The sequence below is a fragment of the Nocardia higoensis NBRC 100133 genome, from assembly GCF_000308595.1.
In the GTDB taxonomy this organism is placed as follows: domain Bacteria; phylum Actinomycetota; class Actinomycetes; order Mycobacteriales; family Mycobacteriaceae; genus Nocardia; species Nocardia higoensis.
The window spans coordinates 31,499-56,337 of record NZ_BAGA01000138.1; the positions used below are offsets into that span (position 1 = coordinate 31,499).

The 24,839-nt window shown below is 70.0% G+C and carries 23 protein-coding genes; 12 read left to right on the top strand and 11 right to left on the bottom strand.

All coding sequences use genetic code 11. From position 1 onward, the window contains the following. Positions 1 to 193: 193 nt before the first annotated feature. On the top strand, positions 194 to 2,248 hold the full coding sequence (locus ON26_RS24795) for a prolyl oligopeptidase family serine peptidase (protein WP_051027517.1): 2,055 nt from the start codon (positions 194 to 196) through the stop codon (positions 2,246 to 2,248). Here ON26_RS24795 and ON26_RS24800 read toward each other — a convergent pair. From ON26_RS24800 to ON26_RS24810, 3 genes are all read right to left on the bottom strand, one after another. After that, positions 2,206 to 2,724 carry an MFS transporter gene (locus ON26_RS24800; RefSeq protein ID WP_157171995.1) on the bottom strand — a complete coding sequence of 173 codons (519 nt, stop codon included), beginning with the start codon at positions 2,722 to 2,724 and terminating at the stop codon, positions 2,206 to 2,208. The two genes, ON26_RS24795 and ON26_RS24800, sit on opposite strands and share 43 nt — an antisense overlap. Before the next feature lie 89 nt (positions 2,725 to 2,813). Next, the gene (locus tag ON26_RS24805; RefSeq protein WP_040799129.1) at positions 2,814 to 3,674 is read right to left on the bottom strand and encodes an alpha/beta hydrolase family protein; all 861 of its coding nucleotides are present in this window, start codon (positions 3,672 to 3,674) and stop codon (positions 2,814 to 2,816) included. Positions 3,675 to 3,720: 46 nt separating this feature from the next. Then, positions 3,721 to 4,326: a TetR/AcrR family transcriptional regulator gene (locus tag ON26_RS24810; protein WP_051027520.1), complete on the bottom strand. Its 606-nt coding sequence runs from the start codon at positions 4,324 to 4,326 to the stop codon at positions 3,721 to 3,723. A 417-nt stretch (positions 4,327 to 4,743) separates the two neighbouring features. Here ON26_RS24810 and ON26_RS24815 point away from each other — a divergent pair, with 417 nt between their 5' ends. Both ON26_RS24815 and ON26_RS24820 read left to right on the top strand, forming a co-directional pair. Then, entirely contained in the window at positions 4,744 to 5,433 is a 690-nt protein-coding gene (locus ON26_RS24815; RefSeq protein ID WP_040799133.1) for a ZIP family metal transporter, read from the top strand. A 179-nt stretch (positions 5,434 to 5,612) separates the two neighbouring features. Then, positions 5,613 to 6,338 carry a DUF6585 family protein gene (locus tag ON26_RS24820; protein WP_245546032.1) on the top strand — a complete coding sequence of 242 codons (726 nt, stop codon included), beginning with the start codon at positions 5,613 to 5,615 and terminating at the stop codon, positions 6,336 to 6,338. A 187-nt stretch (positions 6,339 to 6,525) separates the two neighbouring features. Here ON26_RS24820 and groL read toward each other — a convergent pair whose 3' ends face one another. Next, complete coding sequence (groL, locus tag ON26_RS24825; protein WP_040799330.1) at positions 6,526 to 8,151, bottom strand: chaperonin GroEL; 1,626 nt, start codon at positions 8,149 to 8,151, stop codon at positions 6,526 to 6,528. A 226-nt stretch (positions 8,152 to 8,377) separates the two neighbouring features. Next, entirely contained in the window at positions 8,378 to 8,677 is a 300-nt protein-coding gene (locus ON26_RS24830) for a hypothetical protein (RefSeq protein WP_040799138.1), read from the bottom strand. Between the two features lie 57 nt (positions 8,678 to 8,734). On the opposite strand from ON26_RS24830, the gene ON26_RS24835 reads away from it, so the two are divergent. Continuing rightward, positions 8,735 to 9,409 (top strand): suppressor of fused domain protein, encoded by a 675-nt coding sequence (locus ON26_RS24835; protein ID WP_040799141.1) that lies wholly within the window; start codon positions 8,735 to 8,737, stop codon positions 9,407 to 9,409. A gap of 39 nt (positions 9,410 to 9,448) precedes the next feature. Here ON26_RS24835 and ON26_RS24840 read toward each other — a convergent pair whose 3' ends face one another. The 5 genes from ON26_RS24840 to ON26_RS24860 all read right to left on the bottom strand — a co-directional run bounded on the left by ON26_RS24840 (position 9,449) and on the right by ON26_RS24860 (position 14,106). Next, positions 9,449 to 10,180 (bottom strand): Clp protease N-terminal domain-containing protein, encoded by a 732-nt coding sequence (locus ON26_RS24840; protein WP_040799143.1) that lies wholly within the window; start codon positions 10,178 to 10,180, stop codon positions 9,449 to 9,451. 54 nt (positions 10,181 to 10,234) lie between these two features. Next, positions 10,235 to 11,323: an NAD(P)/FAD-dependent oxidoreductase gene (locus ON26_RS24845; RefSeq protein ID WP_040799144.1), complete on the bottom strand. Its 1,089-nt coding sequence runs from the start codon at positions 11,321 to 11,323 to the stop codon at positions 10,235 to 10,237. A 256-nt stretch (positions 11,324 to 11,579) separates the two neighbouring features. After that, positions 11,580 to 12,461, bottom strand: a complete 882-nt coding sequence (locus tag ON26_RS24850; protein ID WP_040799146.1) for an RNA polymerase sigma-70 factor — start codon at positions 12,459 to 12,461, stop codon at positions 11,580 to 11,582. 18 nt (positions 12,462 to 12,479) lie between these two features. Then, a complete protein-coding gene (locus ON26_RS24855; protein ID WP_040799148.1) occupies positions 12,480 to 13,379 on the bottom strand; it encodes a CDP-alcohol phosphatidyltransferase family protein in 900 nt (299 codons plus the stop codon). 13 nt (positions 13,380 to 13,392) lie between these two features. Beyond that, the gene (locus ON26_RS24860) at positions 13,393 to 14,106 is read right to left on the bottom strand and encodes a phosphatidylserine decarboxylase (RefSeq protein WP_040799149.1); all 714 of its coding nucleotides are present in this window, start codon (positions 14,104 to 14,106) and stop codon (positions 13,393 to 13,395) included. Positions 14,107 to 14,328: 222 nt separating this feature from the next. Between ON26_RS24860 and ON26_RS24865 the strand changes: the two genes are divergently transcribed. Further along, positions 14,329 to 15,357 (top strand): beta-ketoacyl-ACP synthase III, encoded by a 1,029-nt coding sequence (locus tag ON26_RS24865; protein ID WP_040799151.1) that lies wholly within the window; start codon positions 14,329 to 14,331, stop codon positions 15,355 to 15,357. Between the two features lie 18 nt (positions 15,358 to 15,375). Here ON26_RS24865 and ON26_RS24870 read toward each other — a convergent pair whose 3' ends face one another. Then, a complete protein-coding gene (locus tag ON26_RS24870) occupies positions 15,376 to 15,834 on the bottom strand; it encodes an SRPBCC family protein (protein WP_040799153.1) in 459 nt (152 codons plus the stop codon). 183 nt (positions 15,835 to 16,017) lie between these two features. Between ON26_RS24870 and ON26_RS24875 the strand changes: the two genes are divergently transcribed. From ON26_RS24875 to ON26_RS24905, 7 genes are all read left to right on the top strand, one after another. Then, a complete protein-coding gene (locus tag ON26_RS24875; protein ID WP_040799155.1) occupies positions 16,018 to 16,278 on the top strand; it encodes a hypothetical protein in 261 nt (86 codons plus the stop codon). Between the two features lie 98 nt (positions 16,279 to 16,376). Next, the gene (locus ON26_RS24880) at positions 16,377 to 16,697 is read left to right on the top strand and encodes a hypothetical protein (RefSeq protein ID WP_040799157.1); all 321 of its coding nucleotides are present in this window, start codon (positions 16,377 to 16,379) and stop codon (positions 16,695 to 16,697) included. A 105-nt stretch (positions 16,698 to 16,802) separates the two neighbouring features. Next, complete coding sequence (locus tag ON26_RS24885) at positions 16,803 to 19,076, top strand: AAA family ATPase (RefSeq protein WP_040799160.1); 2,274 nt, start codon at positions 16,803 to 16,805, stop codon at positions 19,074 to 19,076. Positions 19,077 to 19,289: 213 nt separating this feature from the next. Further along, positions 19,290 to 22,268 (top strand): Na+/H+ antiporter subunit A, encoded by a 2,979-nt coding sequence (locus tag ON26_RS24890; RefSeq protein WP_083884338.1) that lies wholly within the window; start codon positions 19,290 to 19,292, stop codon positions 22,266 to 22,268. Then, on the top strand, positions 22,265 to 22,645 hold the full coding sequence (locus ON26_RS24895) for a Na(+)/H(+) antiporter subunit C (RefSeq protein WP_040799162.1): 381 nt from the start codon (positions 22,265 to 22,267) through the stop codon (positions 22,643 to 22,645). The genes ON26_RS24890 and ON26_RS24895 overlap by 4 nt, the downstream gene beginning before the upstream one ends. Next, a complete protein-coding gene (locus ON26_RS24900) occupies positions 22,642 to 24,243 on the top strand; it encodes a Na+/H+ antiporter subunit D (protein ID WP_040799163.1) in 1,602 nt (533 codons plus the stop codon). The genes ON26_RS24895 and ON26_RS24900 overlap by 4 nt, the downstream gene beginning before the upstream one ends. A gap of 14 nt (positions 24,244 to 24,257) precedes the next feature. Further along, positions 24,258 to 24,824, top strand: a complete 567-nt coding sequence (locus ON26_RS24905) for a Na+/H+ antiporter subunit E (protein WP_245546042.1) — start codon at positions 24,258 to 24,260, stop codon at positions 24,822 to 24,824. The last annotated feature ends 15 nt before the right edge of the window (positions 24,825 to 24,839 follow it).

Here is a 24,839-nt window from a genome sequence, read left to right on the forward strand (position 1 = left end):
CAGCAGTGCTGTGCGCAGCGGAAAGGCGCCGACTCGAGAACTCCTTGTCGCCGCCGCGGACCCGATCCTGTTGAGCCGCACCCGGAATCCCGCGCGGGCCCGGGCAAACGCCGGGCAGCCCGCGCGCCGGGCGCGTCGCCCGCATCGGCCGACCGAGCACACACCTGTCGATCGGCTCGGCGACAATATGGGAATGAGCGGCGTGGAGCACAACGTGACCGATCCCTACCTGTGGCTCGAGGAAGTGACCGACGAGCGCGCTTTGGACTGGGCCAGAGCCCACAACGAGGTGGTCGCGCAGCGGTTCGCGGCCACGGACCGGTTCGCCCGGCTCGAACAGCGCATCCTCGACATGCTCGACACCGACACCAAGATCGCCTACCCGGGCCGTCGCGGACAGTGGCTGTACAACTTCTGGCGCGACGCCGATCACCCCCGCGGGCTGTGGCGGCGCACCACCTTCGAGGAGTACGCGCGACCCACTCCGCGGTGGGACGTGCTCATCGACCTGGATGCCCTGGCCGAGGACGAGGACGAGAACTGGGTGTGGGGCGGGGCGGCCGTGCTGCGCCCGCAGCAACATCGCGCGTTGATCAGCCTGTCGCGCGGCGGCGCCGACGCCAAGGTGGTGCGCGAGTTCGACATCGAGACACGGCGGTTCATCCCGGCCGCGGACGGCGGCTACGTGCTGCCCGAGGCCAAGTCCGAGATCCGCTGGATCGATATCGACCAGGTGTACGTCGGCACCGATTTCGGGCCGGGGTCGCTGACCGACTCGGGCTATCCGCGCATCGCCAAGCGCTGGACGCGCGGCACCGATCCGGCGGACGCGGAGGTGGTCTTCGAGGGCGAGCCCGGCGATGTCGCGGTCTCCGCGGGCTACGACCGCACCCCCGGTTACGAACGGCATTTCGTGGGCCGCGCCACCGACTTCTTCAACGAAGAGGTCTACCTGATCGACCCCGAGGACGGCAGCTCGCACCTGCTGGACGTGCCGACCGATGCCAGCGAATCCTGGTACAAGGACTGGCTGTTGGTGCGGCTGCGCTCGCCGTGGGAAGTCGGCGGGCGGATCTATCCGACCGGCGCGCTGCTGGCCACCGACTTCGAGCGCTTTCTCGCCGGCGAGCGCGAGTTCGAGGTGCTGTTCACCCCCGACGGGCACACCTCCCTGCACGGCTACGGCTGGACCGAGAACTATCTGCTGCTGATCACCCTGCAGGACGTGCAGACCAAGCTGCATGTGCTCACCCCGGGCAGCTGGGAGATCCAGCCGCTGGCCGATGCCCCGCCGATGGCCACCACCAGCGTGATCAACCTCGACCCGCTCGAGGGCGGCGACGAGTTCATGCTCACCACGAGCGGTTTCACCACCCCCGCGACCCTGCTGGCCGGCTCGGTGGGCGGGCCGACCACCACGCTCGCGCAGGAGCCGCAGTTCTTCGACGCCGAGGGCATCGAGACCGAGCAGTTCTTCGCCACCTCCGACGACGGCACCCAGGTCCCCTACTTCGTGATCCGGCACCGGGACCGCAGGGGCACTCCCGGCCCCACGGTCATGTCGGGCTACGGCGGCTTCGAGGTCTCCCGGACCCCCGCCTACAGCGGCGCCTCCGGCATGGGCTGGCTCGAACGCGGCGGCACCTGGGTGATGACCAATATCCGCGGCGGCGGCGAGTACGGCCCGGAATGGCACACCTCCGCCCAGAAGGAGCACCGGCACCGGGTGTACGAGGACTTCGCCGCCGTCGCCCGGGATCTGGTGGCGCGCGGCATCACCACCCCCGAGCAGCTCGGCGCGGTCGGCGGCAGCAACGGCGGCCTGCTCATGGGCGTCATGCTCACCCGCTACCCGGAATTGTTCGGCGCCATCGTGTGCCAGGTGCCGCTGCTGGACATGAAGCGCTACCACCTGCTGCTGGCGGGCGCGTCCTGGATGGCCGAGTACGGCGACCCGGACAAGCCGGAGGAATGGGCCTACATCAGCGAGTACTCGCCGTACCAGAACGTGCGCGCCGACGCGCAGTACCCGCCGATCCTGCTCACCACCTCCACCCGTGACGACCGGGTGCATCCCGGTCACGCCCGCAAGATGGCGGCCTTGCTCGAGGAGCAGGGCCACACCTTCTGGTACCACGAGAACATCGAGGGCGGGCACGGTGGCGCGGCCGACAACAAGCAGTCGGCCTTCCAGGCATCGCTGATCTACGAGTTCTTCACCCAGATGCTGATGGAGAAGCAGGGCTGAGGTCCTCCCGGCCGGTAACGGCCGAGCCGGATCGACGGCCTGCCGGGCTCACACCGGCAGGCCGGGCACCTCGGCCGGAGATATTGTCGAGCTCGTTCGTTGCCACGCACCGCGACGATGAGGAGGATGAGCGCCATGAGCAGGGCGATGAGGACGCCGACCGTGGTGGTGACGGCGGATCGGTAGACGTCGGGGTGGCCGAACCGGCCGGCGGCGGTTCCGCCGCGCTCGGCGGGCACCACCGCGAGCGCATGACCGTCGACCAGGCCGATCGGCAGACCGAAGCCGAGGCCGAGCAGCACCATCGGCACGATGATCCAGAGCACCGAGCGGTCCTGCGCGAGCGCGAGCACGCCGGCATTGCCGAGGGTCAGCGCGGCCAGGCTCAGGTAGACGACCTTGCCGATGGTCAGCGCCGGGAAGCGGGTGATGAGCCGCCCGACGGCCACCGGCGCCACGAAGACCGGGATCGTCATGGCGAGCATGAGCAGCCCGGCGTCCGGCAGACGGGTTTTGTTCCCGGGTGATTCGTATATGTATCCGCTGCTCTGTGCCGGCTACCCCCTCAGCGATCCCGCAGCCACTTCTCGATCCGGTCGACGGTGCCCGCCGGATCGGGAATCCAGCCGTTGTGCCCCAGCCGTTTCGGCTCGTGCCAGGTGGTGACCTCGGCGTCGGGCATCTTGGACAACAGATGCCGCGCCGAGGACGGCGGGGTCAGTTCGTCGCCCTCCATGGTCACCGACAGCACCGGCAGCTTCAGCCGGGAGATGCGCTCCTCGTAGTCGATGTCGGCACCGACGGGGACGAAGCGGCCGGTGCGCGAGAGCCGCGCCCAGTCCGAGATCAACACCTTGGACTGCGGTCCGAATCCACCCACGTCGATCTTGTGCCCCGGCCAGAAGCCGACCAGGCTCGCGGTGAGCGTGGCCGCGGTGGTGCCGAACAGCAAGCCGGGGCCCGCGATACCGCGATAGCCGCGGTAGTAGGGGGTGCCGGAGGCGATCAGGATGAGCCCGCCGAGCCTGCCGCGCACCCGCGCCGCGTACATCACCGACAGCTGCCCGCCCATGCTGTGGCCGAGCAGATACGGAGTGCTGTCCGGGAATTCCTCGCGCACCACGGCGAAGATCGCCGGGAAATCGACCGAGACGAGTTCGTGGTAGCCGTAGGTGCTGGCGGGGCCCGGCCGCGGCTTGCTGTCGCCGTTGCCGCGTAGTTCGCCGATGGCGGCATCGAACCCGCGCGCGGCGAGCTGGCGGGCGAAGTATTCGTAGTAAGCGCCGGGCACGCCGAGGCCCGGCATGATCACGACCACCGGTCGCGGCATGTCGGGGGTGACCGCATGCCGATGACTGCCCTCGGCCGGGATCAGCCGCACCGGAATGCTGCTGCCGTCCGGCATCTGGATGGGAACGGTCCGCATTCGCGCAGGGTACCCCCGTCGGCGCGGCGCCGGAGCGCGTTGCCGGTCAGGCGCGCACGGCCCCCATGATGACCCGGCTGAGCACCCGGATCACATCATCGAGAGGCGGGCGCGGATCCGCCCCGCTCCAGGAATCGACCACGTAGTTGACCGCGCCGATGATCGCCAGCACCCGCATCTCGTAGTCACCGGGCGGTATCTCCCCCTGCAGGGCCGCGTCCTCGGTCGCGCTGGCCAGCAGCGCGCCCCACATACGGCGCAGATCGAGACGGAACTTCTCCACTTTCGGCCCGGCGCCGACCACCTCGACCAGCGCCACCCGCGCCTTGCGGGGATCCGAGCCGATGGTCTCGATATAGGCGCGCACCGCCGCGTCGAGCCGTTGCAGAGCGGTGGCTGTGGCACTGCCCTCCAGGGCCGCGGTCACCGCCTCGCGCGACTCGCGGTCGATCTGCTCGTAGAGCTCGAGCAACAGGGATTCGCGGCCGGTGAACTCCTCGTAGAACTGCCGCGAGGAAAGTCCGGCGTCTTTGCAGATAGCGCCCACCGAGCTGTTGGCGTAGCCGTCGCGCGCGAAAACCGTCAGTCCTGATTCCAGAAAACGCGCACGCCGCTGGCGTTGCCGGTCCTCTACGGGTTGCCCGGCATACATTCGTCCCGTATTCGCATCCTGTGACATTGGGCCAGACAATACCGAAGGGCCCGATCCCCTCGTCATGGATCGGGCCCTTCGTTCCAACGTCCGACCCACCGCGCGTTAGCCGAAAGTTGTCTGGCACCGGGGAATCGATCGTCGGGTGATCTTTTCGCCGGCGAGCATGCACAGTTGTCGTCGCACGACCCGGGACGACGAGCAGACTTCCCCGCCCCGCCGGTGCGACCGAGTGGCCCGACGAATCGTCACCACCTGTTTGCCGAAATGGACGATAACCGATCGGCGGGGGCACGCGAAAGAGTTTGCCGAAGCTTTCTAGTGTTTTTTCCGCGACGGCCTCCGCCCCGGCATCGGCAGGGATGACAGGCGAACAGCGCGCTCCGAACCTAGGGTTTGTCCCATGAGGGTCCCCGGATGCTGACCGCGCTGCTCTACGGGCTCGGCGCCGCGGTCCCACTGCTGGCGGGCGCGGCTGTCGGCCTGCGCTGGACGCTGCCGAGGCCGGCGCTCGGCGCGCTCATGGCCTTCGGCTCGGGCACCATGATCGCCGCGGTCTCCCTGGAGTTGTTCCAGCCCGCCTTCCATCGGACCGGGATGCTCGTCGCGGGCGCGGCTCTGTTACTCGGCGCGGCGTTCTACGTGGTGGCCGACCGGTTGATCGAAACCAGACTCGGCTCGGGCGCGATCGGCTGGGCACTGCTGCTCGGCGTCGTGCTCGACGGCGTCCCCGAGAGCAGCGCGCTCGGCGTCTCCCTCGGTGCGGGAGAGGGAATCGCGCTGCTGGTCGCCATCGCCGTCGGCAATGTGCCGGAAGCGATCAGCGGCGCGTCGCTGATGCGTGAGCGCTCCCGTGCGTCCACATCCGTCATGCTGTGGTTGTGGACGGCGATCACCGCCGCGCTGGTCGCGGTGACGGTGCTGGGACACCTGCTCTCCGAACAACTGCCCGAGACCCATGTGGCCACGGTGCAGGCATTCGCGGGCGGCGCGACGATCGCCGTCCTGGCCGATTCGCTCATGCCGGAGGCCTATCGAGAAGGCGGCTGGTGGATCGGAATGGCCACCGCCGCAGGTTTTCTGGTCTCGTTCGTCCTCGCGAGTTGAATGGACACGCCGATGAGCGACTCTCCCGCGGGTAGCGGTATCGACGCCGGTGGAATACGCTTTCGCGCGGAGCAGACCGCCGCATGGAGGAAAGAGTGACCACTCCGAGTACGCCGGAGGGCGGTGCGGACGGAACCGATGTTCGGCGCACAGTGTCTTTGACGCAGCTCGTGCACCTGATGTCCGAATATCTCGCACTCGGCGCGCACCGGCAGACATTTCTCGCCGCACCCATCAGTGACACTTTCGTGCGCGGTTGCGGAATCGTCGCCGCCTGCCTCGGCGCGGTGGCGATCATGACCGCCGCCGTCGGAGCGGTGGGCGGCGGCGCGGCGGTCGGCATCGTCGCCATGGTCCCCGCGGGCCTCGCCCTCTACCGGGGCCATCTGAACAACCGTAATCGCGCGGCCCGCCTCGACCTTTTCGACCACGGCATGACCGTCTACCGAAAGGGCGAGCGGGTCGCCGGATTCCGCTGGGATTCCGCCGAAGTACGCCAGCAGGTCATTCCTTTCCAGAACACCGCGCACATCGAATACGCCCTGGAGATGTCCGGGCCCGACGGCTCCACCGCCCGCTTCGACGAAACCCGCTTCGCCGAAGGCCGGGAATGGGCCCGTGCCATCCAATCCGCGGTCACCGCCACCCAATTGCCCCGCGCGGTCGCCACCATCGACGAGGGCGATACCGCGCATTTCGGCGACATCGCCCTGAATCTCGACGCCCTGATCTTCGCCGGAAAGTCCTACTCCTGGGACCACATCCAGCTCATCGACGCCCGGAGCGGGCTGGTCCGCATCAAATACGACGGCACCTGGATTTCGCTGGCCCCGGTCGGCACGATTCCGAATTTCTACATCTTCAACGAACTCGCCGAGCGACTCCGGTTGCCCGCCACGGCCTGAGCCGAATTCCGCGCCGCCCGCTCGCCGGTGACCGGTGCCGCCCCGGCGCGCGGGCCGCGCCCCGGATCGACGACGAACGACCGCACGACACGCAGCACTGAACACCCGGTACCGAACAAGGCCGAAGGCCGGCCCACCAGATGGTGGACCGGCCTTCGGGGTGAAAAGGTTGCCGTGCGGCGAGGACTCAGAAGTCCATGCCACCCATGCCACCGGTCGGGTCGCCGGCGGGAGCGGCGGCCTTCTCCGGCTTGTCGGCGACGACGGCCTCGGTGGTCAGGAACAGGGCCGCGATGGAGGCCGCGTTCTGCAGAGCCGAGCGGGTGACCTTGACCGGGTCGGCGACGCCGGCGGCCAGCAGGTCCTCGTACTCGCCCGAGTCGGCGTTCAGGCCGTTGCCCGCGGGGAGGTTGGAAACCTTCTCCGCGACCACGCCGGGCTCGAGGCCGGCGTTGAAGGCGATCTGCTTCAGCGGGGCCGACAGCGCGACGCGCACGATGTTGGCACCGGTCGCCTCGTCGCCGGTGAGCTTCAGCTCGTCCAGCGCCGGAGCGGCCTGCAGCAGGGCCACGCCGCCACCGGCGACGATGCCCTCTTCGACGGCGGCCTTGGCGTTACGCACGGCATCTTCGATGCGGTGCTTGCGCTCCTTGAGCTCGACCTCGGTGGCCGCGCCCGCCTTGATCACCGCGACGCCGCCGGCCAGCTTGGCCAGGCGCTCCTGCAGCTTCTCACGGTCGTAGTCCGAGTCGGAGTTCTCGATCTCGGCCCGGATCTGCGCGACCCGGCCCTTGATGGCCTCCGCGTCGCCCGCACCCTCGACGATGGTGGTCTCGTCCTTGGTGACGACGACCTTGCGGGCCTGGCCCAGCAGCTCGACGCCGGCGGTCTCCAGGGAGAGGCCGACCTCTTCGCTGACGACCTCGCCGCCGGTCAGGATGGCGATATCGGCCAGCTGCGCCTTACGGCGGTCGCCGAAGCCCGGAGCCTTGACGGCGACGGACTTGAAGGTGCCGCGGATCTTGTTCACGACCAGGGTCGACAGGGCCTCGCCCTCGACGTCCTCGGCGATGATCAGCAGCGGCTTGCCGGCCTGGATGACCTTCTCCAGCAGCGGCAGCAGGTCCTTGACAGTGGAGACCTTCGAGCCGACGAGCAGGATGTACGGATCCTCGAGGACCGCTTCCTGACGCTCGGGATCGGTCACGAAGTAACCGGAGATGTAGCCCTTGTCGAAGCGCATGCCCTCGGTCAGCTCCAGCTGGAGACCGAAGGTGTTGCTCTCCTCGACGGTGATGACACCTTCCTTGCCGACCTTGTCCATGGCCTCGGCGATCAGTTCACCGATGGACGCGTCGCCGGCCGAGATACCGGCGGTGGCAGCGATCTGCTCCTTGGTCTCGACCTCCTTGGCGGTGTCGAGCAGCTTGGCGGTGACGGCCTCGACGGCCTTCTCGATGCCGCGCTTCAGACCGAGCGGGTTCGCGCCGGCCGCGACGTTGCGCAGACCCTCGCGCACCAGCGCCTGGGCCAGAACGGTGGCGGTGGTGGTGCCGTCGCCCGCGACGTCGTCGGTCTTCTTGGCGACTTCCTTGACCAGCTCGGCGCCGATCTTCTCGTACGGGTCCTCCAGCTCGATCTCCTTGGCGATGGAAACACCATCGTTGGTGATCGTGGGGGCGCCCCACTTCTTCTCGAGGACGACGTTGCGACCCTTCGGGCCCAGCGTCACCTTCACGGCGTCGGCGAGGGCGTTCAGGCCCCGCTCGAGGCCGCGGCGAGCCTCTTCGTCATACGCAATTGTCTTGGCCATGGCGTTGTTGAGATCCTCCATGTGTATGGCTGACACACAGGACGACCGCCGGTTGGGCCGCCCCATTTACGCTGGCCAGGTTCGGTGCCCGCGACGGACGACCGAGGGTGTCGATGAAACCCGGTCTCACCGTCCCGACCTGGCACTCACACGTGGAGAGTGCCAAAGCCATTTCTAGCACTCACCGGGTGAGAGTGCAAGGTGTAGATCGGCGTCGATTCGAAGGTCAGAGGCCGTCGTCGATACGCAACAGCAACGCCACGAAGGCGTCGGTCCGGCGCTCCTCCGGCGTACGCGGCTGCTCGTTGCCGACGGTCACGAGCTCCGCGTCGCCGAGCAACAGTTCGGCCTCCACCCGCATGACGGCCCGGATGAACGGCGGCGCCACCTCGGGGGGCAGATCGCCGTGAATGATGAATTCGCCGTCCGGACCGGACTCGGTCTCCACATAGGACAGCGCGCGCAGCAGGTCGATACGGCGTTCTCCCGCTACCAGGTCGGAATCCTCGGCCGTTTCATCCGGCATCGCTATAGCTTAACCGGCCGTCCGGCGTTATCCCCGGCGCGACTTACAGTTGGCCGCGTGAGTGTGAGACCCGGTCGGGACGCGATCGACAGCGTCCTGGCACAGCTGTACGGAGCGACCGAACCCGAACACTGGACGGTGTCGCACCACTGGACCGTAGGCAGCGCCGACCCGCTGGAGGGCATTTCGGCCTATGCCCGCACCGATCCCGTGCCGCACTGGCACTACATCAGCTACGGCATGTCCGAATTGGACGAGAAGGCCTGGGGCGAGCCGTCGATATCCGGCTGGGGTTTCGAATTCACCTTCCGGCTGCTCGGCGACATCGACGTCGATCCGGCGCCGGTGTGGCCGGCGAATTTCATCCAGAATCTGGCCCGCTACGTATTCACCTCGGGCAAGCGCTTCGCTCCCGGGCAGACCATCAAGGCCAACGGGCCGATCGCGGCCGATCACGCCGAGTCGCCGATCCGGGCGGTGGGATTCGCGACCGATCCCGAACTCGGCATCATCGAGACGGTCAACGGGCGGGTGGAGTTCCTGCAGATCATCGGGCTGGCCGAGACCGAATACCAGGCCGCGCGGGGCGGCAAGCTGCTCGGCGTGCTCGACGCCTTGCGCGACCGATTACCGCTGCTGGTGACCGACATCGACCGGGAGTCGCTACTGCCGCCGCCCGCCCCGCGCGCGCAGTGGCCGCGCTGGGGCGGCGGACTGCGCGGGCGGGGCTGACGTCCGGGCGCCCGGAAAGCCGGGCGCCCTGGATCCGGCTCAAGCCGTGGGGTCCGCGGGGATCAGCTGGGCGAGCAACTCCACCAGATGGTCCTCGACCGCACCCTTCTCGATGCCGAGGCCGCTGATCGGGCCGCTGCCGTGCTCCTCCTCGAGCAGCGCGAGCAGCACGTGCTCGGTGCCGATGTAGTTGTGGCCGAGTCGCAGCGCTTCCCGGAAGGTCAGCTCGAGCACCTTTTTGGCGTCGGCGGCGAACGGGATCAACCCGGCCTCGTGTTCGGGCCGCTCGGCCGGAGCGGGCGGCAGCGCGGCGGTGGCGGCCGCCCGCAGCGCGTCCTCGGTGACGCCGCGACCGGCGAGCTCGCGCATCGCCAGCCCCTCGGGCTCGGCGATCAGGCCGAGGATCAGATGGGGTGCGCCGATCTCGGCGTGCCCGCTGATACGCGCGGCTTCCTGCGCGGCCACCACGACCTTGCGGGCGCGGGGCGTGAAGCGCGCGAAACCGTCCTTCGGGTCCATCGCGGCGTTCGGCCCCTTGGGGACGAAGCGCTTCTGAGCGGCCTGTTTGGAGACGCCCATGCTGGCGCCGATCTCGGTCCAGGAGGCGCCGGAGCGGCGAGCCTGGTCGACGAAGTGGCCGATGAGGTGGTCGGCCACTTCGCCGAGGTGATCCCCGACGACGACGGCGTCGGAGAGCTGTTCGAGCACATTGTCGGGGCGAGCGGTCTTGATGCCTGCGATGAGGTCGTCCAGGCGAATCTGCGAGGTCATGCGTCAACCGTAGGTTGACGAACCTCGTGCGTCAACCCTTGGTTGACGGCTCTTTCAGCGCAATCCCGCCATGGGGATCGTGCTGCGCACCACCAGCTCTTTCACCATCGCCGCGGGCCTGCCGCGCAGCATCCAGCCGGCCGGGCGATCGTCGGCACGCAGCCCCTGGATGAGGCCGTCGCCGCGACCCAGGCTCAGGCACTGCGCCTGGTACCGGAAGCTCAGCGGCTTCGGTGCGCGTCCGCGTAGGCGGGCGGCGATCACCGCACCGGCGTGCGCGCCGGTCGGCAGCGCGGTCGCGCAGGCCATCCGCAGTTCGCGGCCGCCCGGACCCGCGATCACCGCACTGTCGCCTGCCGCGTAGATGTCCGGGTGCGAGGTCGAACGCAGGTACGCGTCGGTGCGTACCCGCCCGGCCTGGTCGACGTCCAGGCCCGCTCGCGCCGCGAGATCCGGCACCGCGAAACCGGTGGTCCACACCGTGATCGCGGCAGGCACCAGGCTGCTGTCGGCCAGGCGCGGCCCGTCCGCGGTCACCTCGACCACCTTCGCGCCCGCGCGCACCTCGACGCCGAGCTCGCCGAGCACCCGCCGCACATGAGCGACCGCCTTGTCCCCCAGCCACGCGGCCGGCTCGTCGGCACCCAGCAACACGACCCGCGTCCCCGGTCGCGCCTCGGCGAGTTCGGCCGCCAGCTCGATGCCCGTCGCGCCCGCCCCGACGACGGCCACCGGCCCCTCGGTCCCGGCGACCCACCGCGCGTCCTCCGGGGTGGCGATCGATCGGGCGTATTCGGCAACGCCGGGAACATGATTCGGCGCCGTGCTGCCGAGCGCGTAGACGAGGGTGTCGTAGCCGAGCGTGCCGCCGGTGTCCAGGCGCAGCGTGCGGGCGACGGGGTCCAGATCGGTCGCGCGAGCCCGCACGAACGCGGCGCCGTGCCGGTCGAGGGCGCGCGCCAGATCCCACCGCCGCACGTGCTGCCCGGCGACCCGCTGATGCAACCGCACCCGCTCGGCGAACTCGGCCCTGGCGTCCACCACGGTCACCCGCGCCCCGCGCGCCCGCCCGAGTTTCCGCGCCGCGGCCAGGCCCGCGTACCCCGCGCCGAGCACGACGATCCGATGCTCTTCTCCGGTCATGATGAGGCTCCTTCCATCCGCCTTCATCAGCAAGACCGGACAGCCCCGCCGAATCTGACCGCCACGGATGTGATCTGCGCCATAGTCGTGCGGCGACGCCGGGCATGGTCGGCGCGATCAGCGCCGCGTCAGCGCGAAGATGCGCAATGTCCGGTCGGTGCGCCCACGGTAGGCGTCGTAGGCGGCGGTGTAGCCGGAAAACCACGCCGGTCACCGGAGCCGAGTACGACCGCGTCTTCGCGGTGTTCGCGAGCGATCACGCGGTCGCGGTGGCCCGGGTGTAGTAGGCGAGCTTCTCGGGGTTCACCGACAGCCACAGCGCGTGGATCTCGCCGTCGCGCACGTCGAGGCTCATCACCAGCACCGGCAGGCCGTCCACCCGGACCACCAGCGCCGGTGCGGCATTGACCTCTTCGAGGCCGAGCACCATGCCGGGCACCCCGCGCCGGGCCACGCCGTGCAGGTAGGCGGCGACCCGGTCGCCGCCGACGACCGGGCGCCGGGCGGCGTGCACCGCGCCGCCGCCGTCCGCGGTCGCGGTCGCGTCCCTGGACAGCACCGAGCGCAGGAGGTCGACGTCGCCGGTGTTCGCGGCTGTGAGGAAGCGCTCCAGCAGTTCTCGCGTGGCCGCACCGGAGGGCTGGAACCGCGGGCGGCCGCGCCTGACCCGTTCCGTCGCACGATGCAGCGCCTGCTGGGAGGCCGCCTCGGAGATCTCGAGCATCTCGGCGATCTCCCGGTGCGGATAGCCGAAGGCCTCGCGCAGCACGAACACCGCGCGTTCGAGCGGGTTCAGCCGTTCCAGGGCGGCGAGCAGGGCCAGCGAAACCGACTCGCGCAGTTCGACGGTCTCCAGCGGGCCGAGTTCCGAGGTGGGCACGGGTTCGGGCAGCCAGGGCCCGGTGTAGGTCTCCCGCCGGGCGCGGGCCGAGACCAGCCAGGTGCGGCAGAGGTTCACCACGGCGGTGGTCAGCCAGGCCTCGGCGGAGTGGATCCCGGAGCGGTCGGCGCCGTCCCAGCGCAGGTAGGTCTCCTGCACGGCGTCCTCGGCTTCGGTCGCCGAGCCGAGCATCCGGTAGGCGAGCGCGAACAAGCGCCTGCGCTGCGCCTCGAATACGCGCAGCCCGTCCTCGTCCACCGGCGCCTCCTTACCGGATCAGCCCTCGTGACTCTCGGTCAGCTGCTTGGCCCCCGGCCTGCGCAGCCGCAGCCGGGCGCTGGAGCCGCGGATGGCGGGGCGCATGGCCGGGATGCGCCGCTGGGCCCGCCGCTGCGCCCTGCGCTCGGCCGGCTTGTGCTGCCAGGTCTCCGGCCGCGCGGCGACCCAGCGCTGCGAATGCCAGGCGAACGGAATGTGCGCCAGGTAGACCGCGACCAGCACCATGAGCAGGATCAGTGGGTAGGTGACCAGCAGCGCGGCGGCCAGTGCGACCAGCACCAGCAGTCCGGCCGCGGCCTGCGGAGCCACCGACACCGACTTCATCGCCAGTGTCGGGATGGTGCTCACCGCGAGCGCGGCCGCCAGCACGGTCCACGCCGCGACCTCGTAGAAGCCGACCCACCAGCCGTCGCCGAACTGCACCAGCAGCGCGATCGGCACCAGCGCGATCAGCGCCGCCGCGGGCGCGGGCACGCCGACGAAGTACTCGCGCGCCCAGTCGGGGCGGTTGTCGTCGTCGAGCAGAGTGTTGAACCTGGCCAGTCGCAACACGATGCTGACCCCGAACAGCAACGCCACGATCCAGCCGATGCTGTTGTCGTCCAGCAGCGCCACATACAGCACCAACGCGGGCGCGACGCCGAAGGAGATCGCGTCGGACAGCGAATCCAGTTCGGCGCCGATCTTGGTGGTCGCGTCGAGCATCCGCGCCAGCCTGCCGTCGAGCATGTCGAACACGGCGGCGGCGCCGATCATGGCCAGCGCCACGGCGAGATCGCCGTCGAGGGCGAACTTCACCGACGACAGCCCCGAGCACAGCGCCAGGATCGTCACGACGCTCGGCAGCAGGCGAATGCTGCGACGGCGGCGCCTGGGGGACGGCGTGGCCGCCTCCATCACGGCAACTCCCTTACGTCAGCTGGGCGAGGACGGTCTCGCCGCCGATGGTGCGCTGGCCCGGCTGCACCAGCAGCTCGGTGCCGACCGGGAAATAGGTGTCGACCCGGGAGCCGAAGCGGATCAGGCCGTAGGTGTCGCCGATGGTCAGCACGTCGCCGACCTGGGCGTCGCACACGATGCGCCGGGCCAGCAAGCCGGCGATCTGCACGACCACCACGGTCGCGCCTTTCGCCGTCTCCAGAACCATGCTGTTGCGCTCGTTGACCGCACTCGCCTCGGGCAGGTCGGCGGACTTGAACTGCCCGCTCTGGTGCCTGACCTCGCGCACCACGCCGGAAACCGGGGTGCGCTGCACGTGCACGTCGAGCACCGAGAGGAAGATGCTCACCCGGGGCAGCGGCTGATCGCCCAGGCCTAGTTCGGCGGGCGGTGCGGCGCTGTCGACCAGGGCGATCTCACCATCGGCCGGAGCGACGACGACGCCGGCCCGGTTCGGCGGCACCCGATGCGGATGGCGGAAGAAACCCGCGCACGCGGCGGCGGTGACCAGACCGGCCCGGCGCAGCCACCTGCGTTTGCCCGCGGCGACCGCGACCGCGAGCGGAACGGCCACGAACGGCAGTCCGGCGGGGTGCAGCGGTGGGATCGTGGATCGCACCAGATCGACGATATGGCCGACCCCGGTGGTCTCGGGTGTGCCGGGCGGGGTGGGACGGCGTGCCACAGACTCCTCTTTCGTGCTCGATGCGCTCGGTTGCAAGCCACCACACAGTACGCCGAACGTCCACTCGGGCGCTCTGCGCTCGTCCCGGTCCGGTTCCCGAAGTCCGGTCCCGCTCACCGATATGGCGATCCGGCGGCGCGTCCGCAACCCGGGGGCTAATATGAGGGTGCCTCATGTCTAAGGGAGTTCGAAGCAGAATCCGCAGGTAACCAGGAGACGCACATGTCCGTACGCATCGCCCAGACGACCGGCGTCGAAAACACCGCGATCCTCGGACTCGGCGTCTATCGCCCGGCCCGGATCGTCACCAACGACGAGATCGCCGGTCCGATCAACTCCAGCGACGAATGGATCCGGACCCGCTCCGGGATCAGAACCAGGCGATTCGCGGACGCCACGGAAACCCTGCGATCGATGAGCGTGGCCGCCGCGCGCGACGCGCTGGCCGCCGCCGAGGTCTCCGCCGACGAGATCGACTGCGTCATCGTCGCCACCTCCACACACCTGCTGCTCACTCCCGCCGCCGCCCCGCGCATCGCCACCGAACTCGGCATGAACGGCGCCGCCGCCTTCGACATCTCCGCGGGGTGCGCGGGCTTCTGCCACGCCCTGGCCATGGCCTCGGACCTCGTCCGGGCGGGCACCTCGAAGAAAGTACTGGTCATCGGCGTCGAGAAGCTCACCGACACCGTCGACATGACCGACCGCTCGACCGCCTTCCTGTTCGCCGACGGCGCGGGCGCGGTGGTGGTCGGCCCGGCCGATGAGCCGGGGATCGGCCCCACGGTGTGGGGTTCGGACGGCACCCAGCACCACGCCATCCGCCAGACCAAGGACTGGGTCGAGTTCTTCGCCGAGATCGAGGAGAAGGGGCTCGAGGCGGTCCGCCCCTATCTGGCGATGGAGGGCACCGCGGTGTTCCGCTGGGCGGCGCACTCGCTGGAGAAGGTCTGCCGCGACGCGATCGACCGGGCCGGACTCACCACCGACGACCTGCAGGCCATGATCCCGCACCAGGCCAACGGCCGGATCATCGAGATCATGGCGCGGGTGCTGAAGCTGCCGGAGAACTGCGCGCTCGCCAACGACATCGAGGAAACCGGTAACACCTCGGCCGCCTCGATCCCGCTGGCGATGGAAGCACTGCTGCGCAAAGGAGATTCACGTCCCGGCGACACCGCCCTGCTGATCGCCTTCGGCGCCGGACTCTCCTACGCCGCGCAGGTGGTCACCCTGCCGAACTGGAAGTAGCCCGGCGACAACGGCCGGTCAGGCCGTCGTCGTCTCGGCGGCGGCCTTGATCCTGGCCAGCGTCGTGGTCATGCCGCCGATCAGTTGCTTCTCGAAGGCGGTTTCGCCACCGAAGAGCAGGTCGATGGCCTTGCGAGGCGCCCAGCGCACGCCCGCCGAGGCATCGCGCAGCTGGGTCAGCCGGGTGCCGGTCGAGGTGGGCTCCAGGGTGAAGCGCCAGGTGACGCCGTTCTCGTTCATCCGGAAGGCGAATTCGCGCTCGGGTTCGTAGGAGACGATGCGCGAGCTGGTCGGCCACACCCGCCAGCCCGCCTTGTTCCAGTTGACCGTCCAGGTCCCCGCCTTCGGCGTGCCCAGCGGCTTCATGGCCTTGGTCGTCGGACTGAACTCCGGCATCCGATCGAGATCGGTGAGGATCTTCCAGACTCTTTCGGGCGGAGCGACGATGTCGACTTCTGCTTCGAGGCTTTCGGCCATGGGCACCTCCGTTGTCGGACGGATCGGTCCCGGCCCATCGTAGACCGCGCGGCCCGCGCCACACCCCGACGACATTTGCATCACGAATCGGCACGACACGGCAGAGACGTTGTCGCATCGGGCATCCCGAGACCGATGAGACAACTGTCAGCGTCCCACCTACTCGAGTGAGGTGATCAGGCCGTGAATCTGCGATCCCTGCTCCACCACCACCGCCGCCCGGAAACGGCCCCGCCGCTCACCCTGATCGAATCCGACGACCGCCGCGTCGTGGAACCCGCCGCGGCAGCACCGCCCCCACCCCCGCGCACGCCTCCGCTCACCGACGAGGAACGCCTCGAACGCCTGCCCACCGCGACCGAACTCGAACTGGTCCTCGAGCACCGGATGGGCCCCGATCCCGATTCCGCTCCGCCACGCCGCCACGACGCCGCTGCCCCCTGACTCCCGCGACCCCCAGCGCTCTTCCCGATACCCGCGGGTAGGCTCTGCGATCGCGCCGGAGGCTCCGGCGCCTGATAGCACCCCCGGGAAGAGCGAGCATGAAGCGATTTTCCGTCGTCCTGTCCACCGCAGCGGCGCTGACCCTGGCCCTTTCCGGCTGTGGCGGTTCGGATTCCGGCGAGGCAGCCGCCGACTCGGCAGACAAGACCGCGCAGACCACCTGCGCGGAGTTCAAGACCCTCGACACCGAGGCCGAGCAGGCCGTCGTCGAGGCGATCCTCACCGAGCACCCGGACAGCCAGTACGCGGGCAGCCCGAACGTCGCCCTCGGCACCGCCAAGCTGGTGTGCCTGGCGGAAGCGAACGCCGACAAGACCGTCGCCGAGGCGGCGGGGCTGCTCACTCCGGCCGCGAAGTAGTCCCGGCACCCAGGATCGGCCCGAGCGCGAGGACCGTCTCCGCCCCAAAGCGGTGACGGAACCGGGCGCGATGGCGGACTCCCGGACAGCGGGCAGAATGGCACAGTGGCAGAACTGGCGCTCACCGCTCGCTTGAATCCCTCCGCCGCCGACGCCAGGCGCGGGGTGGTGCGGCTGCACCCGGAAGCGCTGGCGGCGCTGGGATTGCGCGAGTGGGACGGGATCGCGCTGTCGGGAGCCAGGCATACCGCGGCCGTCGTCGCGCTGGCTCCGGCGGGGACTCCGGCCGGAGTGGCGCTGCTCGACGACGTCACGCTGTCCAACGCGGGCATCAAGGAGAACCAGACCGTCGTCGTCGCGCCCGCCCTCGTGCACGGCGCGCGGCAGGTCGTGCTGAGCGGATCGGTGCACGCCACCCGCAGTATTCCCGCGGCGACGCTGCGCCAGGCGCTGCTCGGCAAGGTGGTGACCGTGGGCGACACGGTGTCGCTGCTGCCCCGCGATCTCGGCCCCGACATGCCCACCGCGACCGCGGGCCAGGCCCTCTCGCGCACCTTCGGCATCGCCTGGACCACCGAGCTGCTGACGGTGACCGCCACCGATCCCGGGCCGGGCCCGGTCAGCGTGCAGCCGAACACGGCGGTGTCGTGGACGGCGGGCGCGATGGCCGCGCGCGAGGCCGTGGACCGAGCGGCGGCGGGCGACCCGATACCCAGCGGTCCGGCCTCGCACGCGGCCACCGAGGCGGCGGTCTTCGACGCGACCGCCGTGCAGTCGCCGAGCGCGGCCATCGCCGGCCGCCGCTGGACCTCCGCCGAAGCGCCGATCCCGACGGAGGACCTGACCGGCGTGCACGCCCAGGCCGCCAAGCTCGCCGAATGGCTGAGCCTGGCGCTGGACGAGCCCGAACTGCTGCGCGCGCTCGGCGCGAACGCCCGCCTCGGTGTCTTGATCACCGGACCCGCGGGCGTCGGCAAGGCCACCCTGGCGCGCGCGGTCGCGGCTCCGCGCAGGCTGATCGAACTCGACGGCCCGACCGTGGGCGCGGCCGAGAGCGGCGCCCGGTTGCGGGAGGTCGCCGCGGCGGTGGCCGAAGTGGGTTCCGGGCAGGGCGGGGTCCTGCTGGTCAGCGACATCGACGCGCTGCTGCCCGAACAGCCCGAGCCGGTGGCCACCCTGATCCTCGACCAGCTGCGCGCCGCCGTGTCCGGGCCGGGCGTGGCGTTCCTGGCCACCACCGCGCACCCGACCCGGGTCGACGCCCGGCTGCGCGGCCCCGAATTGTGCGACCGGGAACTCGCGCTGCCGCTGCCGACCGCGCCGGTGCGCCGGGCGCTGCTCGAGCAGGTGCTGCGCAAGGTTCCCACCGGGGAGCTGGCACTGGACGCGGTCGCCGCGCGCACGCCGGGTTTCGTCGTCGCCGATCTGGCCGCGCTGGCCAGGGAGGCCGGGTTGCGGGCGGCCTCGCGAGCCAGCAGGCACGGAGCCGCTCCCGAGCTGACCCAGGACGACCTGCTCGGCGCGCTCGAGGTGATCCGCCCGCTGTCGCGCTCGGGTACCGAGGAGCTGGCCGTCGGCAGTCTCGGCCTCGACGACGTGGGCGACATGGTCGAGACCAAGCAGGCGCTCACCGAGGCCGTGCTGTGGCCGCTGCGCCACCCCGACTCCTTCGCCCGGCTCGGCGTGGAGCCACCGCGCGGGGTGCTGCTCTACGGCCCGCCCGGGTGCGGCAAGACCTTCCTGGTGCGCGCGCTCGCCGGTTCCGGCCAGCTCAGTGTGCACGCGGTGAAGGGCGCCGAACTGATGGACAAGTGGGTCGGCTCGTCCGAGCGCGCCGTGCGCGAGCTGTTCCAGCGCGCCCGTGACTCCGCGCCCTCGCTGATCTTCCTCGACGAGGTCGACGCGCTCGCCCCGCGGCGCGGCCAGACCGGCGACTCCGGGGTGGGCGATCGGGTGGTGGCCGCCCTGCTCACCGAGCTCGACGGCGTCGAACCGCTGCGCGATGTGGTGGTGCTCGGCGCGACCAATCGCCCCGAACTCATCGACCCGGCGCTGCTGCGCCCGGGCCGCCTGGAACGGCTGGTGTTCGTGCCGCCACCGGACGCCGAGGCCCGGCTGGCGATCCTGCGCACCGCGGGCAAGTCGGTGCCGCTGGCCGCCGACGTGGACCTGGCCGCGCTGGCCGCCGATCTCGACGGCTACTCCGCCGCGGACTGTGCTGCGTTGTTGCGCGAGGCCGCGCTGACCGCCATGCGCCGCGATGTCGAGGCCGCCGATGTGACGGCCGCCGATGTCGAAACAGCGCGCCGCGCGGTGCGTCCCTCACTGGATTCGGATCAAGTGGAGTCGTTGCGTCGCTACGCCGACTCGCGCGGATGAGCGGCGTCCCCGCCGTCGCGGTCGCACACTCCCGACAGTCCAGGACGGGCGTGCCAATCCGATGGTGTGGGTGGCGTGCCGAGTGGCAGTACGGATACCCCGACTGACCAGCCGTTACACAAAGAAGAGCCGACCCGCCCGACTTCCGGCTGGAAACGCCACATAGGATGAGCAGACAACCACCCCGCCGCTACTACCCGACGGAGTGCAGTTTTGCTCATAATTCTGCTCGCACACGCCTGTGCCGCGCTTGTCGCGCCCGTTTGCGTGCGGATGTGGGGTCGCCGGTCTTTCGCTGCACTCGCTCTCGTGCCTTTCCTCTCACTCGGCTGGGTGATCGCGAACTGGGGTACGACCAGCGATGTCCAGCTCGAATGGGCGCCCAGTATCTCGATGAACTTCGACCTGCGATTCGATTCCCTGGCCGCGGTGATGGCCGTGCTCGTGCTGGGGATCGGCGCGCTGGTCCTGCTGTACTGCATGCGCTACTTCGAAGACGACGAACCGGGGCTCGGGCAGTTCGCCGCCTACCTCGTCGCCTTCGCCGGCGCCATGTTCGGCCTGGTCACCAGCGACAACATGCTCCTGCTGTTCGTCTTCTGGGAGATCACCACGGTCCTGTCGTTCCTGCTGGTCGGCCACAACACCGCCCGGCCGAGCAGGCGCGCGGCACTGCAGGCGCTGCTGGTCACCGGTTCCGGCGGCCTGGCGATGCTGGTCGGCATCATCATCCTCGGCCAGTCGGCCGGCACCTACCGGCTCTCGGAGATCATCGCCATGCCGGAGCCGCCCGGCGGGACCGCGGTCACCGTGGCGGTGGTGCTGCTGCTGGTCGGCGCGCTGAGCAAGTCCGCGATCGTCCCGCTGCACTTCTGGCTGCCCGGCGCGATGGCCGCGCCCACCCCGGTCAGCGCGTATCTGCACGCGGCGGCGATGGTCAAGGCCGGCGTCTATCTGATCGCCCGCCTGGCGCCCGGCTTCGCCGACTCACCGCTGTGGCATCCGATCGTGCTCACCCTCGGCGCGGTGACGATGATCCTGGCGGGCTGGCGCGCACTGCAGGTCACCGACCTGAAACTGGTGCTGGCCTTCGGCACCGTCTCCCAGCTGGGCTTCATGGTGCTGCTGGTCGGCATCGGCACCCCCGCGGCCGCACTGGCCGGTGTCGCGATGATCGTCGCGCACGCGCTGTTCAAAGCGTCGCTGTTCATGGTGGTCGGCATCATCGATCACAGCGCGGGCACCCGTGACCTGCGACAGCTGACCGGGCTCGGCAAACGCGAACCCTGGCTGCTCGGGTTCTCCGCACTGGCCGCGCTGAGCATGGCGGGCATCCCGCCGCTGTTCGGCTTCGTCGGCAAGGAAGCCGCCCTCGCCGCGGAACTCGAGGCGGGCAATCTCACCGATCCGGCGCGGATCGCGCTGGCCGCCGTCCTGGTCGTCGGCTCGGCGCTGACGGTCGGCTACAGCGCCCGCTTCGTCTGGGGCGCCTTCGCCGACAAGGCGGATGTGCCGGAAGTCGACTGGCACCGTCCCGGCCGTCTGATGGTCACACCGCCCGCCCTGCTCGCGGTGGCGAGTCTCGCGGCGGGCCTCGCCGCGCCGTGGATGGACGAGCTGCTCACCCCCTACGCCCGCACCCTGCCCGGCGAGCTGCGCGATCATCTGGCGCTGTGGCACGGCCTCACGCTCGCCCTGGCCTTGACGGTGGTCATCGTGGCGGGCGGTGTCGCGCTGTTCCTGGTCCGCGGGCGCATCGTCGATCCGAAGCATCACATGCTCGGCAACGCCGACCGCGCCTACGACGCGACACTGCGCGGCATGACCACGCTGTCGCTGCGGATGACCGGCGCGGTGCAGCGCGGTTCGCTGCCGCTGAGTCAGGCGACCATCCTCTGCACGCTGGTCCTGCTGCCGGTGATCCTGCTCGCCTTCGGCACCCGCACCGGCGTGGACCTGCGGTTGTGGGACAACCCGCTGCAGGTGGTCATCGGCGTGATCATGGTGATGATGGCGCTGGCGGCCACGGTCCTGCGCAACCGCTTGGCGTCGGTCATCGTCGTCGGCGCCACCGGCTACGGCTGCGGTGTGATCTTCGCGCTGCACGGCGCCCCCGATCTGGCGCTCACCCAGTTCCTCGTGGAGACCATCACCCTGGTGGTCTTCGTGCTGGTGTTGCGCGGGTTCCCCGCCGAGATCGAGGCGAGCCGGGTGGCCGCCTTCAAAGTCCGCCGCGCGATCCTGGCCGTGCTGGTCGGCGTCACGGTGGCGGTGCTGGCCGGTTTCGCGATGGCCGCCCGCACGGCCGAGCCGATCTGGAAGACGATCCCGGAAGCCGCCTACGACTTCGGCGGCGGCAAGAACGCGGTCAACGTGCTGCTGGTCGACATCAGGGCCTGGGACACCCTCGGCGAGATCACGGTGCTGATCGTCGCCGCGACCGGCGTGGCCTCGCTGGTGTTCCGCACCAGGCGGTTCGGCAGCGCGCCGCGCGCCGCCGACTCCCCGAACTACGATCCCGACGCGGTGAGCTGGCTGCCCGCCGGACGGTTGGTCGATCGCCGCGAGCGCTCGATGGTCCTGCAGGTCACCACCCGATTGGTCTTCCCGACCATCATGGTGCTGTCGATCTTCTTCTTCTTCGCCGGGCACAACGCTCCCGGCGGCGGTTTCGCGGGCGGTCTGACCGCAGGCCTGGCGCTCACCCTGCGCTATCTGGCCGGCGGTCGATACGAACTCGGCGAGGCGCTGCCGGTCGACGCCGGACATCTGCTCGGCGCGGGCCTGACGCTCGCGGCCGGCACCGCGGTGGGTTCGCTGCTGCTCGGCGCGCCGCCGCTGTCCTCGTCGATCATCGAGGTGACGCTGCCGGTACTCGGCCACATCAAGCTGGTCACCGCACTGTTCTTCGACCTCGGCGTCTATCTCATCGTGGTCGGCCTGGTGCTGGATGTGCTGCGCAGCCTCGGGGCCCGCTTGGACCTCGAACTGCCCGAGACGGCCTCGTCGGTCGGCACCGGCGCCAAGGCCGCGACCGCCGATGACACGGCGGCCAAGGGCGCCGCGGCGAACGGCAGGACGGCCAACGGCATGACGGCGAACGGCCGCGAGAGCAACGGCACCACCGCCAACGGTCACGCGAACAGCGGGGTCGCCGGCAACGACAGCGACACGGAGGGCGCCCACAGATGAGTGCCAACCTGACGATCCTGATCATCATCGGCGTGCTCACCGCGTGCGGTGTGTATCTGATCCTGGAGCGCGCGGTCTCGCGCATGCTGCTCGGGATGATCCTGTTCGGCAATGCCGTCAACCTGCTCATCCTCACCGTCGGCGGCCCCAGCGGCGCCGCGCCTTTCCTCGGCTCGGGAGCGGAGACCGACGAGATGGCCGACCCGCTGGCCCAGGCGATGGTGCTCACCGCCATCGTCATCACCATGGGCCTGGCCGCGTTCGTGCTCGCCCTCGCCTACCGCTCCTATCAGCTGACCACCACCGACGACGTGCAGACCGATCAGGACGACGCGGAGATCGCCGCGCGTCGCGACGGCGAGGAGCCCGATCAGTGACCCTCTCCGCCGACCTCATCACCGTCCTGGCGCCGCTGCCGGTGCTGGTGCCGATGCTGGCCGCCGCGCTGTGCCTGATCTTCGGCCGCAGCCCGCGCGTGCAGGGCACCGTCATGCTCGTCGCGCTGACCGCCATCGTGGTCATCTCGGGCATGCTGCTGTTCCTGGCCGACCGCGACGGCACCACCGCGCTGCAGGTGGGCGGCTGGGACACCCCGATCGGCATTACCCTGGTGGTCGACCGACTCTCCGCGGCCATGCTGCTGGTCTCGGCGATCGTGCTGCTGGCGGTCGCGATCTACGGCGCGGGCCAGAACATCCGCGACGGCGACGACCGCCAGCCCACCTCGATCTACCGCCCGAGTTATCTCGTTCTGACCTCCGGGATCGCGGTCGCCTTCCTGGCCGGCGACCTGTTCAACCTGTTCGTCGGTTTCGAGATCCTGCTGGCCGCCTCGTTCGTGCTGCTCACCGTCGGCGCGACCACCGAGCGCATCCGCGCGGGCATCGCCTACGTGATGGTCTCGATGACGTCGTCGCTGATCTTCCTGGTCGGCATCGCGCTGGTCTACGCCACCACCGGCACGGTCAACCTGGCCCAGCTGGCCCTGCGGCTGGAGACGATTCCCGAGGGTGTGCGCACCGCCGCCTACGCGGTGCTGCTGGTGGCCTTCGGCATCAAAGCGGCCATGTTCCCGCTGTCGAACTGGCTGCCCGACTCCTACCCGAGCGCGCCCGCCCCGGTCACCGCCGTCTTCGCCGGCCTGCTCACCAAGGTCGGTGTGTACGCGATCATCCGCACCAACAGCCTGTTCTTCCCCGACGGCGCCTTCGACAACATCCTGATGGTCTGCGGCCTGCTGACCATGCTGGTCGGCATCCTCGGCGCGATCGCCCAGAACGATATCCGGCGAGTGCTGTCGTTCACGCTGGTCAGCCATATCGGCTACATGATCTTCGGCGTCGCGCTGTCGAGCACCGCGGGCATGGCGGGCGCGGTGTACTACGTGGCCCACCACATCCTCGTGCAGACCGCGCTGTTCCTGGTGGCCGGTCTCATCGAACGGCAGGCCGGATCCACCTCGCTGCGCAGACTCGGCGGACTTGCGGCCGCCAGCCCGCTGCTCGGCCTGCTCTACCTGGTGCCGGCCATGAACCTGGGCGGCATCCCGCCGTTCTCCGGTTTCATCGGCAAGGTGGCGCTGTTGCAGGCGGGCGCGGACGACGGCGGCGTGCTGGCCTGGGTGCTGGTCGCCGGTTCGGTGATCACCAGCCTGCTCACCCTCTACGTGGTGGCGCTGCTGTGGGCGAAGGCGTTCTGGCGCCCCCGCGCCGAGGCCCCCGAAGGTCATCTCGCGGCCGCGCGCCCGCCCACGCTGGTGGAGGACTCGACCGACGTGCTCTACGACGAGCGTGTCGACCCCGGCCGGATGCCCGCGCTGATGCTGCTGTCCACCGCCGGGCTGATCGCCGTCGGCGTGGCCATGACCATTCTGGCGGGTCCCATCCTCGGCATCGCCGACCGAGCCGCCGTCGAACTACGTGACCCGGGTGTGTACACCGGCGCCGTACTGGGCGACCCGCAGGAGTACCGATGACCGATGTCGAAGCCATGAGCACCGCCGACCGGTCCTCCGGGCCCTGGTGGCAGCCCAGCCGCGAGCAGCTGGTCCGCGTCGGCGTACTGCTGTGGCTGGCCATGGTCTACACCGCCCTGTGGGGCGATCTGAGCGTGGCCAACGTGCTGGCCGGATTGGCGGTCGGCACGATCGTCATGGTCGCGTTGCCGTTGCCGCGCATGCCGGTCACCGGCCGGTTCCATCCGTTCGCGATCGTGCAGGCGAGCGTCATCGGCACCTATTACGCCATCGAGTCGAGTCTGCAGATCGCCTGGTTCGCGCTCCGGCCCGGCCCGCCGCCGGTCTCCGGCGTGCTGCGGGTGGGCCTGAGCACCCGCTCGGATCTGGTGCTGGTGCTCACCACCGACCTGCTCAACCTGATCCCGGGCACCATGGTGCTCGAGATCGACCGCGCGCGGTGCCTGGTCTACGTGCACGTACTCGACGTGGGCAGCGAGAAGGCCGTGGAGAAGTTCTACCGCCAGACCCGCACCCTGGAGCGGCTGCTGATCACCGCCTTCGAGCGGTCGGTCCCCAAGCACCCGCTGCGCAAGAAATGAGCCGCCACTATGCAA

What these genes read in the sequence shown, in the direction of transcription:
- ON26_RS24830 (WP_040799138.1), bottom strand. Translation starts at nt 8,677, where the DNA reads ATGCCGGATGAAACGGCCGAGGATTCCGACCTGGTAGCGGGAGAACGC.
- ON26_RS24840 (WP_040799143.1), bottom strand. Translation starts at nt 10,180, where the DNA reads ATGACCTCGCAGATTCGCCTGGACGACCTCATCGCAGGCATCAAGACC.
- groL (WP_040799330.1), bottom strand. Translation starts at nt 8,151, where the DNA reads ATGGCCAAGACAATTGCGTATGACGAAGAGGCTCGCCGCGGCCTCGAG.
- ON26_RS24870 (WP_040799153.1), bottom strand. Translation starts at nt 15,834, where the DNA reads ATGGCCGAAAGCCTCGAAGCAGAAGTCGACATCGTCGCTCCGCCCGAA.
- ON26_RS24880 (WP_040799157.1), top strand. Translation starts at nt 16,377, where the DNA reads ATGAAGCGATTTTCCGTCGTCCTGTCCACCGCAGCGGCGCTGACCCTG.
- ON26_RS24895 (WP_040799162.1), top strand. Translation starts at nt 22,265, where the DNA reads ATGAGTGCCAACCTGACGATCCTGATCATCATCGGCGTGCTCACCGCG.
- ON26_RS24805 (WP_040799129.1), bottom strand. Translation starts at nt 3,674, where the DNA reads ATGCGGACCGTTCCCATCCAGATGCCGGACGGCAGCAGCATTCCGGTG.
- ON26_RS24815 (WP_040799133.1), top strand. Translation starts at nt 4,744, where the DNA reads ATGCTGACCGCGCTGCTCTACGGGCTCGGCGCCGCGGTCCCACTGCTG.
- ON26_RS24855 (WP_040799148.1), bottom strand. Translation starts at nt 13,379, where the DNA reads ATGGAGGCGGCCACGCCGTCCCCCAGGCGCCGCCGTCGCAGCATTCGC.
- ON26_RS24820 (WP_245546032.1), top strand. Translation starts at nt 5,613, where the DNA reads ATGTCCGAATATCTCGCACTCGGCGCGCACCGGCAGACATTTCTCGCC.
- ON26_RS24800 (WP_157171995.1), bottom strand. Translation starts at nt 2,724, where the DNA reads ATGACGATCCCGGTCTTCGTGGCGCCGGTGGCCGTCGGGCGGCTCATC.
- ON26_RS24845 (WP_040799144.1), bottom strand. Translation starts at nt 11,323, where the DNA reads ATGACCGGAGAAGAGCATCGGATCGTCGTGCTCGGCGCGGGGTACGCG.
- ON26_RS24795 (WP_051027517.1), top strand. Translation starts at nt 194, where the DNA reads ATGAGCGGCGTGGAGCACAACGTGACCGATCCCTACCTGTGGCTCGAG.
- ON26_RS24905 (WP_245546042.1), top strand. Translation starts at nt 24,258, where the DNA reads ATGAGCACCGCCGACCGGTCCTCCGGGCCCTGGTGGCAGCCCAGCCGC.
- ON26_RS24865 (WP_040799151.1), top strand. Translation starts at nt 14,329, where the DNA reads ATGTCCGTACGCATCGCCCAGACGACCGGCGTCGAAAACACCGCGATC.
- ON26_RS24810 (WP_051027520.1), bottom strand. Translation starts at nt 4,326, where the DNA reads ATGTATGCCGGGCAACCCGTAGAGGACCGGCAACGCCAGCGGCGTGCG.